Annotated in this window: 18 protein-coding genes; 9 read left to right on the top strand and 9 right to left on the bottom strand. The window is 42.9% G+C overall.

The annotated features are described in order from the left end of the window. Positions 1–50: 50 nt before the first annotated feature. The 6 genes from nagB to AC5FX4_RS09355 all read right to left on the bottom strand — a co-directional run bounded on the left by nagB (position 51) and on the right by AC5FX4_RS09355 (position 6,526). Positions 51–845: a glucosamine-6-phosphate deaminase gene (nagB, locus tag AC5FX4_RS09380; RefSeq protein ID WP_493606154.1), complete on the bottom strand. Its 795-nt coding sequence runs from the start codon at positions 843–845 to the stop codon at positions 51–53. 255 nt (positions 846–1,100) lie between these two features. Next, complete coding sequence (gene nagX, locus AC5FX4_RS09375) at positions 1,101–2,228, bottom strand: transmembrane glucosamine N-acetyltransferase NagX (protein WP_493606153.1); 1,128 nt, start codon at positions 2,226–2,228, stop codon at positions 1,101–1,103. A gap of 64 nt (positions 2,229–2,292) precedes the next feature. Beyond that, positions 2,293–3,417, bottom strand: coding sequence for an N-acetylglucosamine-6-phosphate deacetylase (gene nagA / locus AC5FX4_RS09370; RefSeq protein ID WP_493606152.1), 1,125 nt, complete (start codon positions 3,415–3,417; stop codon positions 2,293–2,295). After that, a complete protein-coding gene (gene nagK / locus AC5FX4_RS09365; RefSeq protein ID WP_493606151.1) occupies positions 3,417–4,325 on the bottom strand; it encodes an N-acetylglucosamine kinase in 909 nt (302 codons plus the stop codon). Before nagK ends, nagA begins: the two co-directional genes overlap by 1 nt. A gap of 269 nt (positions 4,326–4,594) precedes the next feature. Further along, positions 4,595–5,437 (bottom strand): isopenicillin N synthase family dioxygenase, encoded by an 843-nt coding sequence (locus tag AC5FX4_RS09360; protein ID WP_493606150.1) that lies wholly within the window; start codon positions 5,435–5,437, stop codon positions 4,595–4,597. A 282-nt stretch (positions 5,438–5,719) separates the two neighbouring features. Then, on the bottom strand, positions 5,720–6,526 hold the full coding sequence (locus tag AC5FX4_RS09355; RefSeq protein ID WP_493606149.1) for a M48 family metallopeptidase: 807 nt from the start codon (positions 6,524–6,526) through the stop codon (positions 5,720–5,722). Positions 6,527–6,703: 177 nt separating this feature from the next. Between AC5FX4_RS09355 and AC5FX4_RS09350 the strand changes: the two genes are divergently transcribed. Further along, on the top strand, positions 6,704–7,894 hold the full coding sequence (locus tag AC5FX4_RS09350; RefSeq protein WP_493606148.1) for a Bcr/CflA family multidrug efflux MFS transporter: 1,191 nt from the start codon (positions 6,704–6,706) through the stop codon (positions 7,892–7,894). A gap of 27 nt (positions 7,895–7,921) precedes the next feature. Here the strand turns inward: AC5FX4_RS09350 and grpE are convergent, their stop codons facing one another. Then, positions 7,922–8,533, bottom strand: coding sequence for a nucleotide exchange factor GrpE (gene grpE, locus AC5FX4_RS09345; RefSeq protein ID WP_493606147.1), 612 nt, complete (start codon positions 8,531–8,533; stop codon positions 7,922–7,924). 58 nt (positions 8,534–8,591) lie between these two features. After that, positions 8,592–9,536: an HrcA family transcriptional regulator gene (locus AC5FX4_RS09340; RefSeq protein WP_493606146.1), complete on the bottom strand. Its 945-nt coding sequence runs from the start codon at positions 9,534–9,536 to the stop codon at positions 8,592–8,594. An 86-nt stretch (positions 9,537–9,622) separates the two neighbouring features. Between AC5FX4_RS09340 and nadK the strand changes: the two genes are divergently transcribed. The 7 genes from nadK (at position 9,623) to AC5FX4_RS09305 (ending at position 17,812) form a co-directional block, all read left to right on the top strand. Beyond that, entirely contained in the window at positions 9,623–10,507 is an 885-nt protein-coding gene (nadK, locus tag AC5FX4_RS09335; RefSeq protein WP_493606145.1) for an NAD(+) kinase, read from the top strand. Positions 10,508–10,572: 65 nt separating this feature from the next. Next, positions 10,573–11,169, top strand: a complete 597-nt coding sequence (locus tag AC5FX4_RS09330) for a hypothetical protein (protein WP_493607798.1) — start codon at positions 10,573–10,575, stop codon at positions 11,167–11,169. Between the two features lie 87 nt (positions 11,170–11,256). Beyond that, positions 11,257–12,933, top strand: coding sequence for a DNA repair protein RecN (recN, locus tag AC5FX4_RS09325; RefSeq protein WP_493606144.1), 1,677 nt, complete (start codon positions 11,257–11,259; stop codon positions 12,931–12,933). Positions 12,934–13,222: 289 nt separating this feature from the next. Further along, positions 13,223–13,666 (top strand): hypothetical protein, encoded by a 444-nt coding sequence (locus tag AC5FX4_RS09320; protein ID WP_493606143.1) that lies wholly within the window; start codon positions 13,223–13,225, stop codon positions 13,664–13,666. Positions 13,667–13,848: 182 nt separating this feature from the next. After that, positions 13,849–14,322 carry a hypothetical protein gene (locus AC5FX4_RS09315; RefSeq protein ID WP_493606142.1) on the top strand — a complete coding sequence of 158 codons (474 nt, stop codon included), beginning with the start codon at positions 13,849–13,851 and terminating at the stop codon, positions 14,320–14,322. Positions 14,323–14,759: 437 nt separating this feature from the next. Continuing rightward, positions 14,760–16,874 (top strand): neutral/alkaline non-lysosomal ceramidase N-terminal domain-containing protein, encoded by a 2,115-nt coding sequence (locus AC5FX4_RS09310; protein WP_493606141.1) that lies wholly within the window; start codon positions 14,760–14,762, stop codon positions 16,872–16,874. A 452-nt stretch (positions 16,875–17,326) separates the two neighbouring features. After that, the gene (locus AC5FX4_RS09305; RefSeq protein WP_493606140.1) at positions 17,327–17,812 is read left to right on the top strand and encodes a GNAT family N-acetyltransferase; all 486 of its coding nucleotides are present in this window, start codon (positions 17,327–17,329) and stop codon (positions 17,810–17,812) included. An 80-nt stretch (positions 17,813–17,892) separates the two neighbouring features. Here AC5FX4_RS09305 and ltrA read toward each other — a convergent pair whose 3' ends face one another. Then, positions 17,893–19,230 carry a group II intron reverse transcriptase/maturase gene (ltrA, locus tag AC5FX4_RS09300; RefSeq protein WP_493606139.1) on the bottom strand — a complete coding sequence of 446 codons (1,338 nt, stop codon included), beginning with the start codon at positions 19,228–19,230 and terminating at the stop codon, positions 17,893–17,895. 647 nt (positions 19,231–19,877) lie between these two features. Here ltrA and AC5FX4_RS09295 point away from each other — a divergent pair. Further along, complete coding sequence (locus AC5FX4_RS09295) at positions 19,878–20,390, top strand: hypothetical protein (protein ID WP_493606138.1); 513 nt, start codon at positions 19,878–19,880, stop codon at positions 20,388–20,390. The last annotated feature ends 121 nt before the right edge of the window (positions 20,391–20,511 follow it).

The raw sequence follows: 20,511 nt of genomic DNA, 5'->3' as shown, positions 1-20,511 counted from the left end.
TTGAATAAAAAAAAGCCCTTTCGGGCTTTAAACTATAGTGTAACTCCACACTACAGAGAGGCAAGGTAATCTTGAAGCTTTTGATTTTCAGCTTCAATATGTTGATAAAACTCGATGTCTTTCAGCTTACTCGCTGCGGCCAAATCAATGACAATAACCGCATCTCTATGCATTTGTAGTGCTGATGCTGGACAAGACGCGGTCAGCGGTCCTTCGACCATTGCTTGCACAGCCTCTGCTTTATTCTCGCCGGTCGCGAGCAAAACCACTTTTTTAGCATCTAAAATAGTACCAATGCCCATAGTAATAGAAAGATGAGGCTGATATTCACCTTCTGCAAAAAAGCGTGCATTATCTTCAATTGTTTCTTTTGTGAGTGTTTTAACGCGAGTACGTGAGGTTAAACCTGACGATGGTTCATTAAAACCAATGTGACCGTTACGACCAATACCTAGTAGCTGAACGTCAACCCCACCCGCTGCGCTCATACGCGCTTCATAGTCTTGGCATGCTGTGATTGGGTTTTTAGCATCGCCAGGAGGTACGTGCGTGTTATCAATATCAATGTCGATATGGTTAAACAACTGCTCATTCATAAAATAGCGGTAACTTTGTGGGTGCTCGCCATTTAATCCTAAGTATTCATCTAAATTAAATGTTGTTGCATCTTTAAAGCTTACCAAACCTTCACGGTTACGACGAATAAGCTCTTGATAAAGTGCCACAGGCGTAGAGCCTGTCGCTAAGCCCAATACTGATTCAGCTTTACGTTTAAGCTGAGAAGAAAAAATGTCGGCACCATAGGCTGCGACTTCTGCGGCATCATTCAAAATAACAATTTGCATAGTATTGGCTCAATGTTGATTACTGGAAAAATGGGATCTGAGCCCTACTTCGCGTGCAATCAAAGCAAGGCCAGATCTAACCTAATTGGGATACACTTTATTAGGTATTACCATTATGACAACGCTGTCATTATTATCAGAATAAAAAGTTTTGTAAAGTGAAAGTGAAGAAAAATTTCACTATTTTAACTCCAAAAATACGAAAGCCCACGTATATCGCGGGCTTTCGTTGCTTAAAATAATTTCAACTCAGCGTTAAACACTAACAAAAATCTTGCGTTTATACATCCAGTGCAATACTAAAAGCTGCACTAATAACAAAGCGATAACTGCCAACAAAGGCTGCAAATTGGGTGATGCACTGGCAATAACACCACCAAATACACTTTTGCTAATGTACTGCCAATTAACCAAGGACGAGGCGAGATAAATGATAATAGAGTTAGCACCAATAATCACAAACGGATAGGCCAGTTTTTCACCATTTACAATGTCAACTAGCGCATAAAAAACTGCAAATAATATGGTACTCCAACCGACAGTAACGAGTACAAATGAACTCGTCCACAGCTCTTTATTTACCGGAAAGTGCAAATCCCATACCCAACCCAGTATCACACATGCAACACCAGCAAAAAACAGTGCGGCCACGCTTTTCCACTGCCCGAACTGCTGTGCTTTTGCAATAAATCGACCAGCAAAAACACCTGCGATGGCATTTACTATGGCTGGCAGGCTTGATAATACCCCTTCAGGGTCAACAACTCGGTTTTGATAGCTGATCCCCGGTAGTAGGTATTTATCAAACCATGCGTTCCAACTGCCTGTGGCCGATAAATCACCTGCGACACCGCCCGGCACGGGAATAAAGCACAAAAGTATCCAATAAAACAGCAAGATGCCAGTACCCACTATCGCTTGAACACGAGCCGAGGTATGCCACACGAGTAAAACACAGAAGAACCAAGCAATTGCAATTCGCCCTAAAACACTGGCATAACGAATTTCGTCAAGCGCAGCAGGAATGCCGGTACCCCAACCATGGTTATACAAAATGCCAAGCAAACATAACAACAACAGTCTTTTTAAGGCTTTTTGGTAGTAAGGTCGCCTTTCGTTATAAGGCAAGTGATCGATGCGCTTAGGTGATAGCCCCATAGCGACACCAGACAAAAAGATAAAAAGTGGAAAAATTAAGTCGTAAAAGGTAAAACCATGCCATGGGCTATGCACTGTATGCGCTTCAAAAAGTTTCCACCCCTGCCATCCTGTGAGCACAAACAACGCAGCAAATATCGATTGGCCACCCAAAATCCAGAACATGTCCATACCGCGTAACGCATCTAGCGACGCCAATCTCTTTTTTGTTGTTTTTATTGTCATTTTTACACCTTCTAAAACAAAAAAGCCCCGTTATACTGCAACGGGGTTTTTATTCAGGGAAAATCTAAAGCTTGTAGCCAGCAATATAGGTCGCCGTCGCAAACAAATCGTCATCGAGGACAACAAAGTCCGCGTCAGCACCTTCTAGCAAATGACCTTTGTTATTCAAGCCCAAGTATTGAGCAGGGTAAAGTGACGCCATTCTTAAGCTTTCAGGCAATGCAACATCAAGGTCGCGAACCGTATTTCGAACAGCACTGGCCATATCTAACACACTTCCAGCCAATTCACCGGTTGTGGAATTGAGCCTATCTCCTGTGCGGATCACTTTACGACCATCAAAAAAGTCGAACTCAGTGTCATCCGTGCCGACTGGCGGCATTGCATCCGTCACCAATAGCATTTTACCTCGCTGCTTTGTGCGGATAGCAAGTTTCGCAGACGTAGCGTGAACATGGTGACCATCCACAATCAATCCACACCAGCTGTTGTCGTCCCACAGTGCCGCACCTACTACACCCGGTTCTCGAGACGTAAATGCCGACATTGCGTTGAATAAATGCGTAAACCCGTCAGCGCCAGCTCGAAGAGCTGCATTTGTGGTGTCATAGTCTGCGTTTGAGTGGCCAATACAAACCTTAACACCCAACTCCACTAGGCGTTCAATATCCGCCAGTGGTATCGTTTCTGGTGCTAAAGTCACCATTTTGATACCTAAGTCTTGACGCGCATAAATTGCAAATTCTTCTTCCGTGATAGGACGAATATATTGCTCACTATGAGTGCCTTTTTTGGGATGTGACAGGTGTGGCCCTTCAAAATGAACGCCAACAACCCCCATTTGCTTGCTAGCAATCGCCTCGGCTATCGCATCTGCCGCAGCGTTCATGACTTCAATTTTATCGGTGATCAAAGTAGGCATCAGCGCAGTTGAGCCATACTGCCCATGGGCCAATACCATTTTGTTCAAACATTCAGTGCTTTGGTCCGCGTTAAAAAACGCACCACCACCACCATTGACTTGAACATCAATGAAACCTGGGACAACTAGCCCCTTTAGTTCAACCACATCATTTTCTAGCGGCTTTGATAAAATGCGTACTTTTCCCTGCTCGACCGAAAAAAGTACATTTTCCTTAAACTCATAGCCATCAAATAGACGTTTGGCTCGGTACGTTTGCTTACTCATCAATTGGCCTTAATGTTTTGTTCAATATTTTGAATGGCGTAATAAATAGCACCCATTTCTGGAGGTTGTTTAGGTAACTCTACTTTCGCAGCAACCTCTGGCTCTAACCACTTTTTGAGTGGCTCAGCAAGACCACCAATCATCGACAATCGTGGCGGGTTATTCTCGAGTAAACGTTTAGCAAGGCGGCTAATATAATCAGCGCCTTGAGTTACGATAGCCAAAGCAACTTCATCTTGTTGCTCTGCAGCTCCAAGTACATAGCGCGCTAATTTTGCATATCCGCTTGAAGGTTGACCCGCCATTTGTTCCGCAACCCCCATCGCTGTCGTGGTATTGAAGTGTGTTTTGAACATCTCACTCATCGCCGTCGAAGGGCCTAAGCCATCCAAATCGAGTAAAGCGGCCTTAATCGCTTCAAGACCCATCCACGCACCACTGCCGATATCACCTTGTGCAAAACCATGGCCACCATAATTCACCGATTTACCATCGACAATAGCAAAGCCACATGAACCTGTGCCTGTGATGATCACGGCTCCATCTTCACCCTCGTGGGCACCGATACACGCCGTATGTAAATCAGTCGTTAAAAACATATGCTGAAATGGGTGGTCCCACTGCATAATTTTGTCATACAAGGCAGGCAAATTTACACCCGCTAATCCCATACCCGCATTCAGCTCGTGAACTTGTTCAACTCTCAACCCTGCATCTTGTAAAGCAAGCTGAGTAGACACCATGATTGACTCTAAGGTACGTTCGAGTCCATGAAGAGGATTTGCTGGACCGCCCAGACCAGTACCTAACACACCGTGCTGTTGAGAGTAGATAGTAGCGCGGCATTTTGTTCCTCCGCCATCTATACCTATATATAACTGGTCTTGTTGTACCTGTTTAGCCATCATATAGTGACCTCTATCGATTTGGTTTGGCTCATTTTTATTAGTAATTGCTGAGCATTCAGTCGTGTTGAATTAATGTTACACACAAAATGACAGCGTTGTCATTATTTTTTTTGCCAATTTACTCGACAATGAAAAATTCTAATATTGCACAGAATAGCGAAGTTGTCAGCGAAATTTTGCTAACAATATTGAGTATTTATAAACAAAGGATGTGCTGAAGTAAATGTATATGTTTGTTTTGCATAAAAAAAGCGGCCTAGCCGCCTTTTTTATTTAACACCAAGTTCAGTTAATCGTTCTTGGAGGTAACTATCCGCAGTGTAACGCTCTGACAACACGACGTCTGGTCTTGGATGTAAAAATAACGGTAATGAAATACGCGATTTCGTTGACGCTTTACCCGTTGGGTTGATTACACGGTGAATTGTCGATGGGAAATAACCACCCGACGCTTCTTGCAACATGTCACCTATGTTGATGATCAATGACCCAAAATCACATGGTACATCTAACCAGCCACCATCTTGAGTTTGCACTTGCAAACCAGGCTCATTCGCAGCAGGTAATACAGTGAGTAAGTTGATATCACCGTGCGCCGCGGCACGAATTGCGCCTGGTTCTTCATCACCCGTCATTGGTGGGTAATGCAATATACGCAGTAATGTTTGATCTGAATCTGCAATCATATCTTTTAGATCGATAGAAAACTTAGCGCGTACATCTTCAGGCGCTTGTTCTTGAACCCAACTTAATAATTGCGCTGCAAATTCGTTTGCTAAACGGTAGTATTCACGAACCTCAGCTTCTAATTGTGCAGGTACGCGACCCTTCGGGTAAACGTGAAAGTACTCTTTAATGTCTTTTACTGTGAAACCTTTCGCTACCTCAGATACTTCTGGTGGGAAGTAGCCGTCTTGAGTCTGTTTGTCGTATAAGAACTCGTGCTTTTGCTCAGAGTCAAAAAACTCCTGCCAGTTCTTATAGATAGACTCTACAAGCGATTGAGGAATTGGGTGGTTCTTTAAAACACCGAAACCTGTGTTGCGTAGAGACTCGACAAATTGCGCTGCTGCATCTGGCGCTTGATAATCGACCGTAGGTAATTGTTGCATATTGATTCCACTTGATTATTGCATGAATTCACTTGTACATAAGCAATCGGTATTCAACCCCGCCTATCTAAGTGCACGTACTGTGTAGATAGCTGGCGAGCATAGAGAAATAAGGCTTTTTGGATAAGGACTTTTGTCCTCCCCCACTTTTAGTTACACACTATTTTGAGCCAGATCAAACTTCTTAAAATACGATGCTGCCAAATCTATGAGCAACCCTAAATATAGCACTTGAACGAAAAAGCATGCGCCTTGTGGCGCATGCTTTTAAATACTCTAGGCTCACTGACACATGGGTTTTCGCCCAGCTTGCCAAGCCGCCTGCTTCAACTCATTCGCACTTGCCATGCCCTGCTGTAAATTTGCAATACGGCTTTGTGGTGCTGGGTGGGTTGACATAAATTCAGGTGGACGTTCACCCGATGCGGCTTCCATGTTCTGCCAAAGATCAACAGAACCTTGCGGATCAAATCCCGCTTTAGCCATTAAATCCAAGCCAATAATGTCCGCTTCGCTTTCATGAGAGCGACTAAAAGGCAATGCCACACCAAATTGGGCACCTAACCCTAAACCTTGCATAATGGCGTCGCGATATTGCACATCCCCCATCTGTAATGCCGCATTGCTTGCTTGCAAACCAAACTGCAACAAACTATTTTGCGACATCCGCTCATTGGCGTGCTGAGCAATGACATGCCCAACTTCATGGCCCATTACAGCCGCTAACTGATGTTGATTCTTGGCAACCTCTAACAATCCAGTATGCACACCGATTTTTCCACCCGGTAAAGCAAAAGCATTTGCACTGGGTTCTTTGAAAACCACCACTTCCCATTGTTGATTTGCGTAGTCAGCGGGTAGCTGTGCTATCAACTGATCTGCAATACATTTAACGTACGCATTGGTTTTTTTGTCCGATTCAATGGCTTGTTGCTCTTTCATTTGTTCAAAGCTGGCCACACCCATTTCATTCATTTTCTGATCTGAATAGAGCGCAATTTGCGTGCGCCCAGTTGGTGAGGTTTTACATCCAGATACGGCAAGCGATATCACCACCGCACTTGCTAAAGTCGTCAGTACTCTTTTCATACTGTTAATTCCTAATAACATAAGCTTGCTGCTAGTTTAAAACATCTTTGCGATGACTCAAGAGCAGGCCTTGGCAATTGTGCACATTTGCCTTAAATATTTGCCGTTTAACTATTAACTTAAGCTTAATTTCAGCGCTCACGCTATAATGAGCAAAAGTTCTTATAATGGATCCTCGTGCAACATTCACATTCTTTAGGCCGCTTGTTTTTACCTTTATTGGCTAGCATCGTCGCGCTAACGCCACTGGCGATAGATTTATATTTACCCGCAATGCTCGCCATTGCTGAACAATTAAATACTTCACTAGAACATGTTCAAGTTTCTTTAAGTTGTTATTTAGCTGGATATGCACTGGGCATGCTGGTTTTCGGACCTCTCGCAGACCGATACTCTCGTACGCTACTGGCACGCATTGGTTTATCGGGCTTTGCTATAAGCTCTGTGATGTTAGCTTTAACGACCAATATTGAAATATTTAACCTATTGCGTGTTATACAAGCCTTTTCTGGGGCAGCAGCCAGTGTCGTCGTACCAGGTATCATCAGACATTACTATCAGCAAGATACAGCAAAAGGCATGTCTTATGTGTCAATGATCATGATGCTAGCACCTTTATTGGCGCCCAGTATCGGTGCGGGCCTGATGCTCATTTGGCATTGGAGTGCGATATTCTGGAGTCTGGCAATCTATGGCTTTATCGTATTGGCCTGTTGCTCTGTGAGTAATATCGATGTGCCCAATTTCAACACTAGCAAGCTATCCATCTCGTTTTTCCTGAAAAACTACCACACCGTACTGTCAAATAAAATGAGCCGCTTTGACATACTCACTTCCATGGCTTCATCGTTTGCATTTTTCTGCTTCTTAACCTCGGTGCCTTTTGTATACCTTGATTATTTTGCAGTATCGGAGCAGCTATTTGGTATTCTATTCGCCTTAAACGTCATGGCACTGATGTTTGGCAACTTTTTAAATACACGGTTGGTACCAAAGCTAGGATCTCGGCGAATGCTCTATTTAGGTCTAGCTATCGGCTTAGTTGCTGGCAGCGTTCTGGTGGTTGAAAGTACCATGTCGGTTAATGTTTGGATATTTGCAAGTACGGTAGCACCACTGATGATGAGTTTAGGGATCATCGCCAGTAACGCCGACGCGCTTATTTTACTCGCTTTTGAACAACACACAGGCACAGCCACAGCTGTGATCGGTACACTACGTTTTGGCAGTGGTGCCCTTGTTGGTCCTATATTAGCTTTTATTAAGCCCGCCAGTGCACTGCCCTTCGCAAGTTTAATGCTTGCGGCAGTTTTGCTCAGTGTCGTTTACCAAGTAGTGCAAAAAAACCGCATAAAAAAAGCCGATTAACATCGGCTTTTTCGTCTAAATATCTACTTATTCAGCTTCTTTAGATACCATAACCATCGCAGGTCGTAACAAACGGCCATTTAATGTATACCCTTTTTGCATCACTGCAAGTACGGTATTTGGCGATACATCATTACTTGGCTGAATCGACATAGCTTGGTGTAATTCTGGATTAAACGCTTCACCTTGAGGGTTAACTGTTTCAACGCCAAATTTAGCAACTGCGTCAGAAAAGCTCTTAAGCGTCATATCAATGCCTTCAAGAATAGGCTTCAATGTTTCGTTTTCTTTATCAGAGAACTCAATCGCACGCTCTAGGTTGTCAATAACAGGTAACAGCTCGTTTGCAAATTTTTCTAGTGCAAACTTATGTGCCTTCTCAACATCCTGTGCTGCACGACGACGCATATTTTCAACGTCAGCCGCAGCTCTTACAACACTGTCTTGCTGATCTTTAATCGTTTGCTTAGCCGCTTCTAATTCAGCGTATAAACCCGCAATTTCTTCTTCAGGGCTTAATTCACCTTGTTCTGCTTGTTCTTGCACTTCTTCTTGCACTTCTTCTTGCGTTTGCGCTGCTTGTTCTACTTGATCCACAGCTTCTTGTTCATGTTCAGGGGCATTGGTTTGCTCAGACATGTAAGATTTCTCCAATTCTTTACAACTGTCGCTAATTATGGGGATTGAATTTTTAGTTTCAACCCCTTGATGGACTGATTTGAGAAAATTGTGTGATGATTGCTTCAATCGGCGCATTTGCAGGGCAAATAACGCAAAAGCGACTTTGGTATTCACCACTTTGAAAATAAGGCAAGCTCAAAACAAGCGCTTGTTTAACATTCAATGTGCTTAACTCAGAGCCCATCAAAACCGATAATCCGTTTTTAAACGCTAATCTGTCTTCTACTTGATGTAAAAATGACACCCCAATATTGAGTTCCTTATCGATACCCAAGGCTTGGTACAGGTAACGTTCTCCAACCACAATACTATTATCAGTACCAAGCTGTTGGTTAAGCTCCCGGGTCCATTGCGTCAATTGCTCTCGACAACTTTCAGGCGCACTATGTGCCATGGCGCGCATTCTATGTAGGCCTTCAATCAGCGTTTGCTGGCTAAAAACCGTATTCATCCAAGCGGCAAACAAGTATCTGTGTTTATCGCTGTCATCTGCCGGTTTGTTGATACAGATGTTCTGCGACTGACCTGCTCTATCAATGAGTAAAACTAACCAAGATGCACTGTCAAAAGCGAGTACCTCAACACGAAAAACCAACTGAGAACTCGCCTGCGGTAACCCTACACAGCAACAAACGTTAAATCGTTGGCTCAAGCTATGTGCAAGCTCCACCAACTGGTTTTGCTCAGGCTGCCAATAATTTGCAATATCTGGTAACGAAAAATACTCATCAAGCCAATACCTTAGGCCTGAGTCTGTGGGAACACGTCCGGCTGACGTGTGCGGTGAATACAAAAGCCCTTCTTTTTCCAACCGAGCCATGGCATTGCGAACTGTAGCCGAGCAAACTGCCATTCCTTTTTGCTTGGCAATTTTACTCGAAGCAACAGGATGCCCTTCACCATTACAGTACAAGCTCATTACGGCTGAGAAGATTTGTTGGTCGCGTGCTGTTAATTTCATATTATTTAAGTAGTGACATCATTTGCCAGTTTCAAGTCGTAACTTTTTAAGTTAGTCTTGCGCTATATTTTTCAAGGACACTCAACATGACGACTCCCTTCAAAACCATAGGCTTAATAGGAAAGCCTAACCATGAAGGCGCGGCGTTGACCTTACAACGCTTATATACCTTTTTGCAAGCACTTGGTTACACTGTGCTCGTTGAATCACGCGTTGGTGCACAAATTTCCAATGTTGATAACAATGTACTCACCGAATTGGTTGAACTGGGTAATCTATGTGATTTAGCCATTGTGGTCGGTGGTGATGGTAACATGCTCGGTGCCGCACGTGTCCTTGCCCGATTTGATGTCGCCGTGATTGGGGTTAACCGAGGTAATTTAGGGTTTTTAACCGACTTAAATCCGGAAGGCTTTGAAGCAAGCTTGGAAGAAGTGCTACGTGGTGAATATATTTCAGAATCACGCTTCTTATTAGAAGTCGAAGTGTATCGACATGCTCAGCTTAAAAGCGCTAATTTAGCCGTCAATGAAGCAGTGTTACACGCAGACAAAGTCGCTCACATGATTGAATTTGAAGCATTTATTAATGGGGATTTTGTCTTCTCGCAGCGTTCTGATGGCCTGATTGTATCAACGCCGACCGGCTCAACAGCCTATTCTTTATCTGGCGGCGGTCCTATTCTAACACCTGAACTCAATGCATTGGCGCTCGTCCCTATGTTTCCCCATACCTTATCGAGTCGTCCTTTGGTTGTGGATGCTGATAACGAGGTTCGCCTGAAGTTAAGTATTGAAAATACAGCCAGCTTACAAGTAAGCTGCGATAGTCATGTAGTCTTGGCCGTACTACCGGGTGATGAAGTGGTCATCAAAAAAGCTGATAAGAAGCTGCGTTTGATCCATCCTAAATCTTACTCGTATTACAATGTGCTCAGACAAAAATTAAATTGGGGCAGTAGACTTTACTAATGCCACATTTTTGCCGCAAAATAGGGGCAGATATTTTTCTAATTTAGGAAATTTTAGCATTTATGATCAGTTACATTGTTTTTTTCACGCTCATACTACTTATCACCTTGCTAGGTGTGTATGTAGTTATTGAAAACAACAGAAAAAAAGCACGCGAAGCGGAGAAAAAAATATTCAACGACCGTCTAAAAGAGATCACCACGCATTTTAAAATAAGAACGCAAGAGTACGTGGATGCCAAGATCCTTCGCCCTAAATATGCGCCTAAGATCAATGCCATTGTGGGTAACTTTTTTGTGGTCCAAGCACATACTGAACAAAACTTAAATCAACTCGAGCAAGTGAGCGCACAATTTACTCGCACAGTAGGCGCTGAATTGGGTAAGTGTCATGACGTGGGCCGTCTTGATTTACTTGCTGAACAATTGCAATATTTTGTCGCAGAGCTACCAACGGCCGGTATCGCCTATAACAAAGACTTTTACTACGAAATTTTGCCAGCACTTATCACATTGATCAAAACACCAGACCTACCCGCAGAGCTTCAACAAGAAGATTCCGATGCAGATAGCGAGGAGTCTAGCGATGAAGAAAGTCAGCAGGATATCAACAAAACGCAACAACGAATGAGCGCCGCGAGACAAAGACTGACAACCAGCTAAATTCTCAGCTCACAGTTAAAAATTCAAGTTGCTTTTAATAAGCATACTGTATAGATTAACAGTATAACCACTGTTTGGATGCACAGTATGCTTATTAACTTAGAAATTAAAAATTTTGCTATCGTAAACGCACTTCATGTTGAATGGCATGAAGGTATGACCGCTATTACCGGTGAAACGGGCGCAGGTAAATCCATTGCTATTGATGCCCTATCTTTGTGTCTTGGTGAACGCGCTGACCCATCCGCTATTCGCCCAAATACCGATAAAGCGCAACTTAGCGCCCATTTTGATGTTTCAAAGTTACCCATCGCTCAACAATTTTTAAAAGAACACATGCTCAATAATGAAGAGCACGACTGCATTTTACGCCGTGTGATCAGTAAAAATGGTCGCAGCAAAAGCTACATTAATGGCGTAGCGGTTACCGCAAGCCAGTTAAAAGAGCTTGGCCAGTATCTGATTTCTATCCATGGACAACATGCCCACCAACTGCTGCTCAAACCAGAGCATCAACTGCATTTACTCGATGCTTACGCAGGGCACAGTACTTTACTCAACACCGTAACCGCGCAATACAGCTACTTTAATAAACTGCAAAAAGAGTACAACGAGCTGCAAAAGCAGCAACAAGCGCAAGTTGCCAAGCAACAGTTACTTGAATATCAAGTTGCTGAGCTTGACGAGTTCGCACTTGAAGACGGTGAGTTTGAGCAAATTGAAATGGAACACAGTCGGTTGAGCCACAGCCAAACCATACTCGAAACATGCCAGCGTGAACTGCAACATTTGTATGAGCAAGATGACCAAACTGTACTGAGCCAGTTACAACACAGTGCCCAGCAGTTTTTTCAACTTGCAAGTTACGATGCACAGCTCAACTCCATTGCGCAAATGCTGGAAGAAGCGGCTGTACAAGTTGAAGAAGCGTGCCGTGAAGTACGCAGCTATGGTGAAAATATCGAGCAAGATCCCATGCGATTGCAAGAGCTGGAAGAGCGCTTATCAAAAGCCATGGACTTAGCAAGAAAGCATGCAGTTAAACCCGATGAACTATTTGCTTTTCACCAACAACTTAAATCTGAATTAGATGAGATCAGCTCAGATTCACAAAGGCTAGATGCCTTGGAAGTCGAGATAGCCGATGCTATCCATGCCTACAATATTGCGGCAAAAGGCCTGAGTGAAAGCCGACAAGCGGCCGCAAAAACACTCAATGAGTTGATCACAAAAAGTATGTGTTCGCTGTCGATGGAAAATGGCCAATTCGCTATTGAGCTGTCGCAAAAGCCACAGCAAAAACCCGCAGCTAAGGGCTTTGATGAAATTGAATTTTTGGTAACAACCAACCCAGGGCAACCACTGCAACCATTAGGCAAGGTGGCCTCCGGTGGTGAACTATCGCGTATTAGTTTAGCCATTCAAGTGATCATTGCTCAACGAGTTACCACGCCAACGCTTATATTCGATGAAGTCGATGTGGGGATCTCAGGCCCCACCGCATCACAAGTAGGTAAGCTCTTAAGACAGCTTGGTAAGTCAACTCAAGTCATTTGTGTTACCCACCTACCTCAGGTTGCGTGTAGCGGGCATCAGCAATTTTTTGTCGCAAAGAAAGTCGAAGATGGCGAGACCTTTACCTCTATGAAGACACTCGAACACGATATGCGCGTAGAAGAAATTGCCCGGTTGATTGGTGGTGACAAAATAAGTGCAACCGCCAAAGCCAGTGCACAAGAGCTGCTTTCAGTGCAAAGTGCTTAACGGTTAAATGTAGCATTGATAAACCTTTAGAACAGCTTAAGCTAAGTGCCATCCGACGTGTTAAGTATATTTACGTTAGATGGCGCTGACTCACCGCTTACCCACCCTATTCGCTGTACTTATCAATGACGTAAAAGACACGAAATAAATTGTTTCAAAAGGGAGCTGAAAGACCAATTTACACGGTGTATTTTTAGTGCAAATATTAACCGCCAGCCCCGTTTTGTCAGTCTGTTTGTCGACACTTTGGGAGAGGATTAGCGTTAAACCTAGTAGAAAAGGAAATTATATGAACTCGTTAAGCTATATATTCTCACAGAACGCAAAATACGATGGTATTCGCCCTATTAATATCTACGCGATGCGACTGATTTACACCCTGATGGCAACAATTCTAGCCTTTGATGTTTGGTCGCATATCGTTTCATATGACCAAGCGTGGGACCCTAGTGATGCAATGGACTGGAGCGTATGGGCAGCATTTTCGTTGTTCGCCCTGATTGGCATATTTAAACCGGTAAAAATGATCCCCATTTTGCTGCTAGAAATTGTTTACAAGTGTATTTGGCTTGCACTGGTTGCGCTACCGCTTTATCACGTGGGTACACTCTCTGAAGATACAACCGATGGTATGTTGTTTCCATTTTTGCTGATTGTGTTACCCATCCTTGCTATGCCTTGGGGTTATGTCATTAATACATATTTAAAACCATCAAATAAAAAGCATGCTTAGTGCTTCAAAGCGCTTCGCGAGAGAATAACGAGGCGCAATTCTTTATGCCACGCTGGTAGCACAGCTTATCCAACCTGGCTCAACTCACTTAATCATCGTATGCTTGGTGCTAGAGGTCTCTTTTGAAAATTGCTCATATACTCATAATCATTTTTTTGTCGTTTCCCAAACTCTGTTGGGCCATGTTAGCACCAAGCGAATGGTCTGAACTTGAAACGGAGTCTGAACTTATCGTTTATGCTATTGCAAAAGAGATCAAACTGACAGATTTAGGCGACGGGTACGCAAAGTTAAAAGTTCTAAACAATCTTCGAGGCGAGCACGTTGACAAATATGTTTTCGTCGAATGGACTAACGGGGTACACGACCAAAGGATTTATGAAGCCAACGCGAGATTTATTCTTTTTCTTAAAAAAAGTAACAATGCGCGTTATATCGGCACTTCCTACGGGCGCTCTTTTTGGAAGTTGTCTTACAATTACCAAAATGAAGATAGAAGTTTTATCGATTTAAATGGTCCTTTAGGGCTTATTAAAAATACCCCAAAAAGCATCACTCACTCTTTTTATAAATCGCACTGCGCCATTAAAGAGACTTTTGAAACGCGTCGAATTTATTTAGATGATTTAATCACTTACCTTAATAAACCGCATTAATTTTCACTATACCAACTCACAAACACCGCGTTGGTGGGCATAACCGAAGCGCCATCCGACGTTGTAAATTATAACTCGGATGGCGCTACTTCGCAGCTTAATCAGCCTACAAAGCACACCACTAACCCACTATTCCCTCTTTATTTGCAGAGTTGTTGAAGCGTATAAAACAGCTGTCGTGAAATAGCCGATCTTATTACTCAGCCTAAAACACTAAACGCCAAAAAGTAAAAACTGCATTCGGTACTACACCTTAGCCTCCCTAGCTAAGCCATAACTAAAAAAACAATTGATAACCAAATGTTGCCAGCCTGATAAATTTAGAACTAATATTCAATTGTCTATCTCGCGAGTATAGAAAGCACCGCCCTTTATGGGTACTCATCCTTCACAAAAATAAACACAGCTATGCCAAACCGCATGGCCTAGGGATTTGTATGACTTTTTATAACTCAAAATATGCATGCTGGCTGAAAACACTCGCCAGCTTTGCTTTGTTGCTCCTAAGCTTAGTTGCAAAGGCAAATAATGACTGGATCATTGGCACGGGTATTTACGATATCACCGGACCCGCCGCCGACAGGGGTATGGTCGGCTACGGAGATGTTGCACAAACAACCAAGGGCATACACACAAGGCTCTGGTCTCGTGCGTTTGTAATTGGTACACCCACTAATAACCGATACATTGCCTATGTGAGTGCCGATCTACTAAGCATTACGCAAGGTGTTCACCAAGGTGTGTTAAAAAAAATTGCGAGCGATCCATTACTTGCCCCCCACTTCAACCAAAATAACATCATGCTCAGTGCAACCCATGTCCATGTTGGCCCCGGCGGTTATGATCATAACATTATGCTCAATATGAGTGCGCTGGGTTTTGATAGGGATAACTACAACACTATCGTCAACGGTATTTACCAGTCCATCCGTAATGCTTTCATCAGCAAAGGGTTTGGCAGTATAAAGGTGAATGAGGGGCAACTATCTGGCGCGTCGATTAACCGCAACCCAACAGCATACGGTCAAAACCCAGATGCAGATGATTACGCCAACAACATCAACGAAACCATGACACTACTCAAGTTTGTGAAAAGTAACGGGCAAGAAATCGGCATGCTGAACTGGTTCGGTGTTCACAATGTATCGAGCAGTCAGAGTCAAAGACTCATCACAGGCGATAATAAAGGGCTTGCAGCGCAATTATTTGAAAAGCAAAAAGGCGCAAATTGGCCGCTATCAGGCCAGTTTGTTGCAGCATTTGCTAACAGTGAAGAAGGTGATGTGTCACCGAATGTATGCGGGCAAGAAAATGGATGTGCAGGTAAAGGCAACAATGAAGGCAATGTAGCGCTATCCGCACAAAAGCAATATAGCAAAGCCATGAGTTTATACAATTCTGCGTCTGAAGCATTAAGTGGCCCTTTAGATTTTCGTTTTCAATACGTAAAAATGCCCGGCTATAATGTTTCAAGCCACTATACAGGCGACAGCAACCAAGCGCTTTGCGAAGGTGCCATTGGCTTTTCAATGACCGCAGGCGCAACTCATGATGGCCCGTCTGGTCAAGCAGGCGTATTTGAAGGAATGACGCAAGATAACGAAGGCTCTGCATGGGATCGCAACACAGTAATTGGTGCTGTCAGCGGTGCATTTAAGTTCATCAATGATTTTGGTGGTTTACTTGGATTTGATAAAAACGTGCTGGGCAGTAAAACCCATGAACGCTGCCAGTATCCCAAACCCACCTTTTTACCAATTAAACTCGGCGGTGCCGCACACCTCTACACAGATATTTTACCGTTCCAGTTATTTCAAATAGGCAATATGGCATTAGTGAGTGTCCCTGGTGAAATGACCACCATGGCTGCACGCAGGTTGCGAAATGACCTACAAGCCACACTTGCTACTAAAGGCATAACAAGAGTTGTATTCGCAGGCTTAGCGAACGCATATAGTGGATATATCACCACCAAAGAAGAATACCGTATCCAATATTACGAAGGCGCGCATAATCTTTTCGGTCAGTATACGCTTGCAGCCTACCGTCAAATCTATTCAGGTCTCGCAAGTGCTTTGAGCAGCGGCCAAAGTGTGAACGTAGGCCCTACTCCACTTGATTGGTCAAACAAGCAAAAAGTTCATGCCATTGGTGTGGTTTATGACGACAAACGCTTGTGGGAATCGTTTGGCCAAACTTGGCAAAATGCAAATAGCCATTACAGCCGAGGGAACACGGTAAAGGTCAAGTTTCGCTCTGGACATCCGCAAAATAACTTTAAAACGATGTCAAGCTTTATGGAAGTTCAGCGCTACAGCAACGGTAATTGGACAAATGTTCTAACTGACAATGACTTTAGTACCAAGTTCACGTGGATAAGAGATACTGCGCCCGATTGTTTGGCGTGTTCATTCGCACAACTAGAATGGACCATTGATGCAAATATGCCATCCGGCACCTACCGCATCAAACATCAAGGGCATTGGAAAAGTGGTTGGGATAGCAAAATACGCAGTTATTCCGGCTTCAGTCGGTCATTTTCAGTAAACTAACCAATAACATAAAGAGGCCTAGAATACCTAAGCCTCTTTTTTGCGATATTCTTTTTGCGATATTCTTTTTGCGATATATAGTCAAACCAGAATTAACCGAACATCTATCGCTCATCGTTAAAAGCAAACGGTGCCACAAAATAGGCATTGGCCAGATCCAAACACGCCCCCATGTGCTCTTGCACCATAGTTAAATAGTGAGACTTCTAAACAATTCCATTTATTAAAATAGCACTGTTTTTATAGCCAGTAGTTTGTGATTTGTCCAATAACATTATTACGGCCCGTTTTGTCCGATTTTGACGGTGGCAGTTTTTTAGTGCTGCTTAAGATTTGTTTACATTGAACTTTTTGCGTGAGAAGATTGAAGCACGTAATATAACCCGTTTTGTCGGTATTTATACCGACATTTTGGGAGAGAATAAGCTGTTATGTCTCTAGGAGTTTTTGTCATGTCAATTAGTCCAATTACTGAAAACTCTTGGGATGACATCATAAAAATCCAAGAAGAAGCCTATGTAGATATCGCTCCTGAAGATGTAAATATTCTAAAACATAAATGGCGTTCATCACCTCAAACTTGTGCTATATATTCAGACCATAAAGATAAAGTATTAGCTTACTTATTAGCACACCCATGGGCGAGTGAAATCCCACCAAAGTTAAATGAAAAAATATCTATAACTTACAGCCCTACTTTATTTGTTCATGATCTAGCTTTAGCTATTGAAGGAAGAGGGAAAAATATAGGTAAAAAATTAGTACAGAACCTAATTGATAATGCCCAAGCTCAGAATTTTGTAAGAATACTATTAGTATCAGTTCAAAACACAACTGGCTTTTGGGCTAAGTTTGGTTTTATCAAAATGCCTAGTGAAGATATTTGTTCAAGTTATGGTAAAAATGCACAGCTAATGGTGTTAGAGTTAGAGACATAATCGGGTAGCCGAGGGTATCTAGCCCTCAGCCCCCACAACACCCTGCATGCGGGTCCGCACAGGGCGTTTCATCTAACAGATTACCCGTTTGGGTAATGCACTTTTATCCATCCGTCTCTGAGTGAATATAGTCCCTCATTTTTCAGATAATTTAAGCTTAAAGCCTGTTGAATACCGGGTGTTTTGGAACTGCGCCAAGGTCCTTTACTTGTGATGCCACAGGCAACAGCTGCTTGCACATGAACTCCACGCTTCATCAGGTTTCTTACTTTAGTTCTCGGTTTTCGCCATTGTCGCCAGTAACACATCCTGATCCTGCGCCTTATCCATTGGTCTAGGTCAACACATTGCTGGTATGTGTTCGCAATACCAAAGTAATTGATCCATCCGCTTAGATATTGGCTTAATTTAAACAACTGATATTGCATGCTCACGCCCCAATTACGGTTAGTTAAAATGCGTACCTGTCGCTTAAATTTATGCAGAGTTTTGTCATGCCATTTGATTGCTCCACGTTTAAAGGTAAACCCTAAGAATTTACTTTGTGTGGTGTTAACCACCTGACTTTTATCCGTGTTAACAAGCAATTTGAGTTTAGTTTCAAGGAACCGAGTAACGCTGGCAAGTACACGTTCGCCCGCACGTTTTGATTTTACTAAGATTATAAAATCATCAGCGTAACGGGCAAATTGGTGACCTCGTTGCTCCAATTCTTTGTCTAAATCATCCAACATAATGTTGGATAATAAAGGTGAAAGAGGGCCGCCTTGCGGTACTCCTTCTAAACTCGGAATTAGCGTGCCATAGTCATCAATTCCAGCTCTCAAATAACGGCCAATGAGTTTGAGCAAGCGTTTATCTTTGACATGACGTGATAAATTTCGCATCAATAAGTCGTGATTGACTCGGTCAAAGAACTTTGACAAATCGACATCTACCGCAATATTGCGTTTAGATTTAATAATTTGTTGAACTTGCTTCACTGCTTGTTGGCCGTTACGGTTAGGACGAAAACCAAAGCTGTTATCTGAAAATGTGTTATCAATGATGGGCGATAAAACCTGAGTAATGGCTTGCTGGATAACCCGGTCGACCACTGTGGGTATGCCGAGTTGCCGTTTTCCACCATCGGGTTTATCAATTTCAACGCGTTTGACCGGTTGTGGACGATAAGTCCCATTTTCGAGTTGAGCTTTGCACTGTTGCCAGTGTTGTTTTGCCCAGTCGATAAATTGGTCTATTTTCATACCATCTACACCCGCTGCGCCTTTGTTGGCTTTAACCTGCTTCCATGCGCGTTGAAGATTATCGTTTGATAAAACGTGTTCGAATAAATCAAAGTTGAAGGTTGATTGCACTGCATTACGCTGCATATCAGAACCACAGGGCTGTGGCGTATAGTTATGTAAGTAAGACATGAAGTATTCCTTCGGTTAAATGTTCAGGCCTTCACCGTGTCCCATCCATTACGATGGGTGTTTGGCTACTATGCCGTCTGCTGACTGCTGGATAATCACAAAATAAATTGCTCTAAATTGCGCTGCGTGCGTATCGGTGGGTGTTGCAGTGGTTTCGCTCGTAGTCTATTTCGCAACCAAATAGCACGCCAAGGGGTTGATTGACCAGCCACTTACTGGTATTTTCCGCAGCGATAGCGCAGGCCGCATGTTATCCAGCTCTCCCCGAATAAGAACATTAACTTTCATTGCACAACTGCATCATTTACGGTGGCCGTTAGATCACGTGACTTCGTTATCTTGTGCTAACTCGTCTTCAGCCTACGCCTAGTATGATGTTTTTGTTCATCAGCTCGCAATTTTGCTAGCGGCTTCCTCCATACAACCCCTCGCGGATTTGCACTTGCCATTCGCTAGTAGTTATCGTTTAATAACAATCAGTTATTTAAACGGTGATCTTCCTACAGAGGACTTTCACCTCATTAGTTAATGCCCATGTCGGGCGTACACAAGCTGTTAAACAAGGACAAAATACAGTTGGCTTTTGCTCCTTCGTCGCTTATTCTAGCCAACTATATTTAGCCTGTTAACAGGGCGTTAGAGTACTTATGAGAATTGTCATTGCAACCATCCTTACAATTTGCTCAAGCTCTTGTTCTAGACCATATGATGAAATTATAAATTTTGAATCTGCGTCTAAATATTCATCTGACGTTGGTCATTTTAAATTCATAAATATTGTCCCAAGAACGATTGATGGTAAACCATGCAGTTACCCTGTCAGGAAATATAAAGCGGTTAAAATTTTTAAAGGTTCGTTACGTGTTGGTGACGTAATTGAACTGCATGGTGATGTTGACTCATCTGAGAATATGGAAAGCGAACGTATTCTTTTTATCCGAGAGACTTCTAAAGAAGATACTTTTTCTACGGATAAATGTGACATTGAAATGTTTGAAAATTACAAAGGCATAAATAATTGGTGCTGTAATATCACCACAGATTTAAAAACAAGCAAAAAATTCGCGGTTTTATATAAAATGCTTAACTCAGAGCAGAGAGGCTCAGATATTCTAGTTCCTTTAAACTCTGTTTATAAAGAACTGGAAAGGTTGGAGTAATCGTACTCTAACAAGGCAATTATGTGTGGGACGTCTAAAGCTTGGCTGGCGCTCATTCTTCGCTAATTTTAGCCAAGCTTAATACGCCCCATATTGCGGCGTTAGGAATATGGAGCTCAAT

Source organism: Pseudoalteromonas sp. ATL1 (assembly GCF_058933015.1).
The sequence above is the reverse complement of the archived record's forward strand: the minus strand, read 5'-3'. Positions and strand labels throughout refer to the sequence as shown.

Excerpts from the sequence above, each read along its gene's own strand:
- nagB (WP_493606154.1), bottom strand. The coding sequence starts at position 845 with ATGCAAATTGTTATTTTGAATGATGCCGCAGAAGTCGCAGCCTATGGT.
- nagX (WP_493606153.1), bottom strand. The coding sequence starts at position 2,228 with ATGACAATAAAAACAACAAAAAAGAGATTGGCGTCGCTAGATGCGTTA.
- nagA (WP_493606152.1), bottom strand. The coding sequence starts at position 3,417 with ATGAGTAAGCAAACGTACCGAGCCAAACGTCTATTTGATGGCTATGAG.
- nagK (WP_493606151.1), bottom strand. The coding sequence starts at position 4,325 with ATGATGGCTAAACAGGTACAACAAGACCAGTTATATATAGGTATAGAT.
- AC5FX4_RS09360 (WP_493606150.1), bottom strand. The coding sequence starts at position 5,437 with ATGCAACAATTACCTACGGTCGATTATCAAGCGCCAGATGCAGCAGCG.
- AC5FX4_RS09355 (WP_493606149.1), bottom strand. The coding sequence starts at position 6,526 with ATGAAAAGAGTACTGACGACTTTAGCAAGTGCGGTGGTGATATCGCTT.
- grpE (WP_493606147.1), bottom strand. The coding sequence starts at position 8,533 with ATGTCTGAGCAAACCAATGCCCCTGAACATGAACAAGAAGCTGTGGAT.
- AC5FX4_RS09340 (WP_493606146.1), bottom strand. The coding sequence starts at position 9,536 with ATGAAATTAACAGCACGCGACCAACAAATCTTCTCAGCCGTAATGAGC.
- nadK (WP_493606145.1), top strand. The coding sequence starts at position 9,623 with ATGACGACTCCCTTCAAAACCATAGGCTTAATAGGAAAGCCTAACCAT.
- recN (WP_493606144.1), top strand. The coding sequence starts at position 11,257 with ATGCTTATTAACTTAGAAATTAAAAATTTTGCTATCGTAAACGCACTT.
- AC5FX4_RS09320 (WP_493606143.1), top strand. The coding sequence starts at position 13,223 with ATGAACTCGTTAAGCTATATATTCTCACAGAACGCAAAATACGATGGT.
- AC5FX4_RS09315 (WP_493606142.1), top strand. The coding sequence starts at position 13,849 with ATGTTAGCACCAAGCGAATGGTCTGAACTTGAAACGGAGTCTGAACTT.
- AC5FX4_RS09310 (WP_493606141.1), top strand. The coding sequence starts at position 14,760 with ATGACTTTTTATAACTCAAAATATGCATGCTGGCTGAAAACACTCGCC.
- AC5FX4_RS09305 (WP_493606140.1), top strand. The coding sequence starts at position 17,327 with ATGTCAATTAGTCCAATTACTGAAAACTCTTGGGATGACATCATAAAA.
- ltrA (WP_493606139.1), bottom strand. The coding sequence starts at position 19,230 with ATGTCTTACTTACATAACTATACGCCACAGCCCTGTGGTTCTGATATG.
- AC5FX4_RS09295 (WP_493606138.1), top strand. The coding sequence starts at position 19,878 with ATGAGAATTGTCATTGCAACCATCCTTACAATTTGCTCAAGCTCTTGT.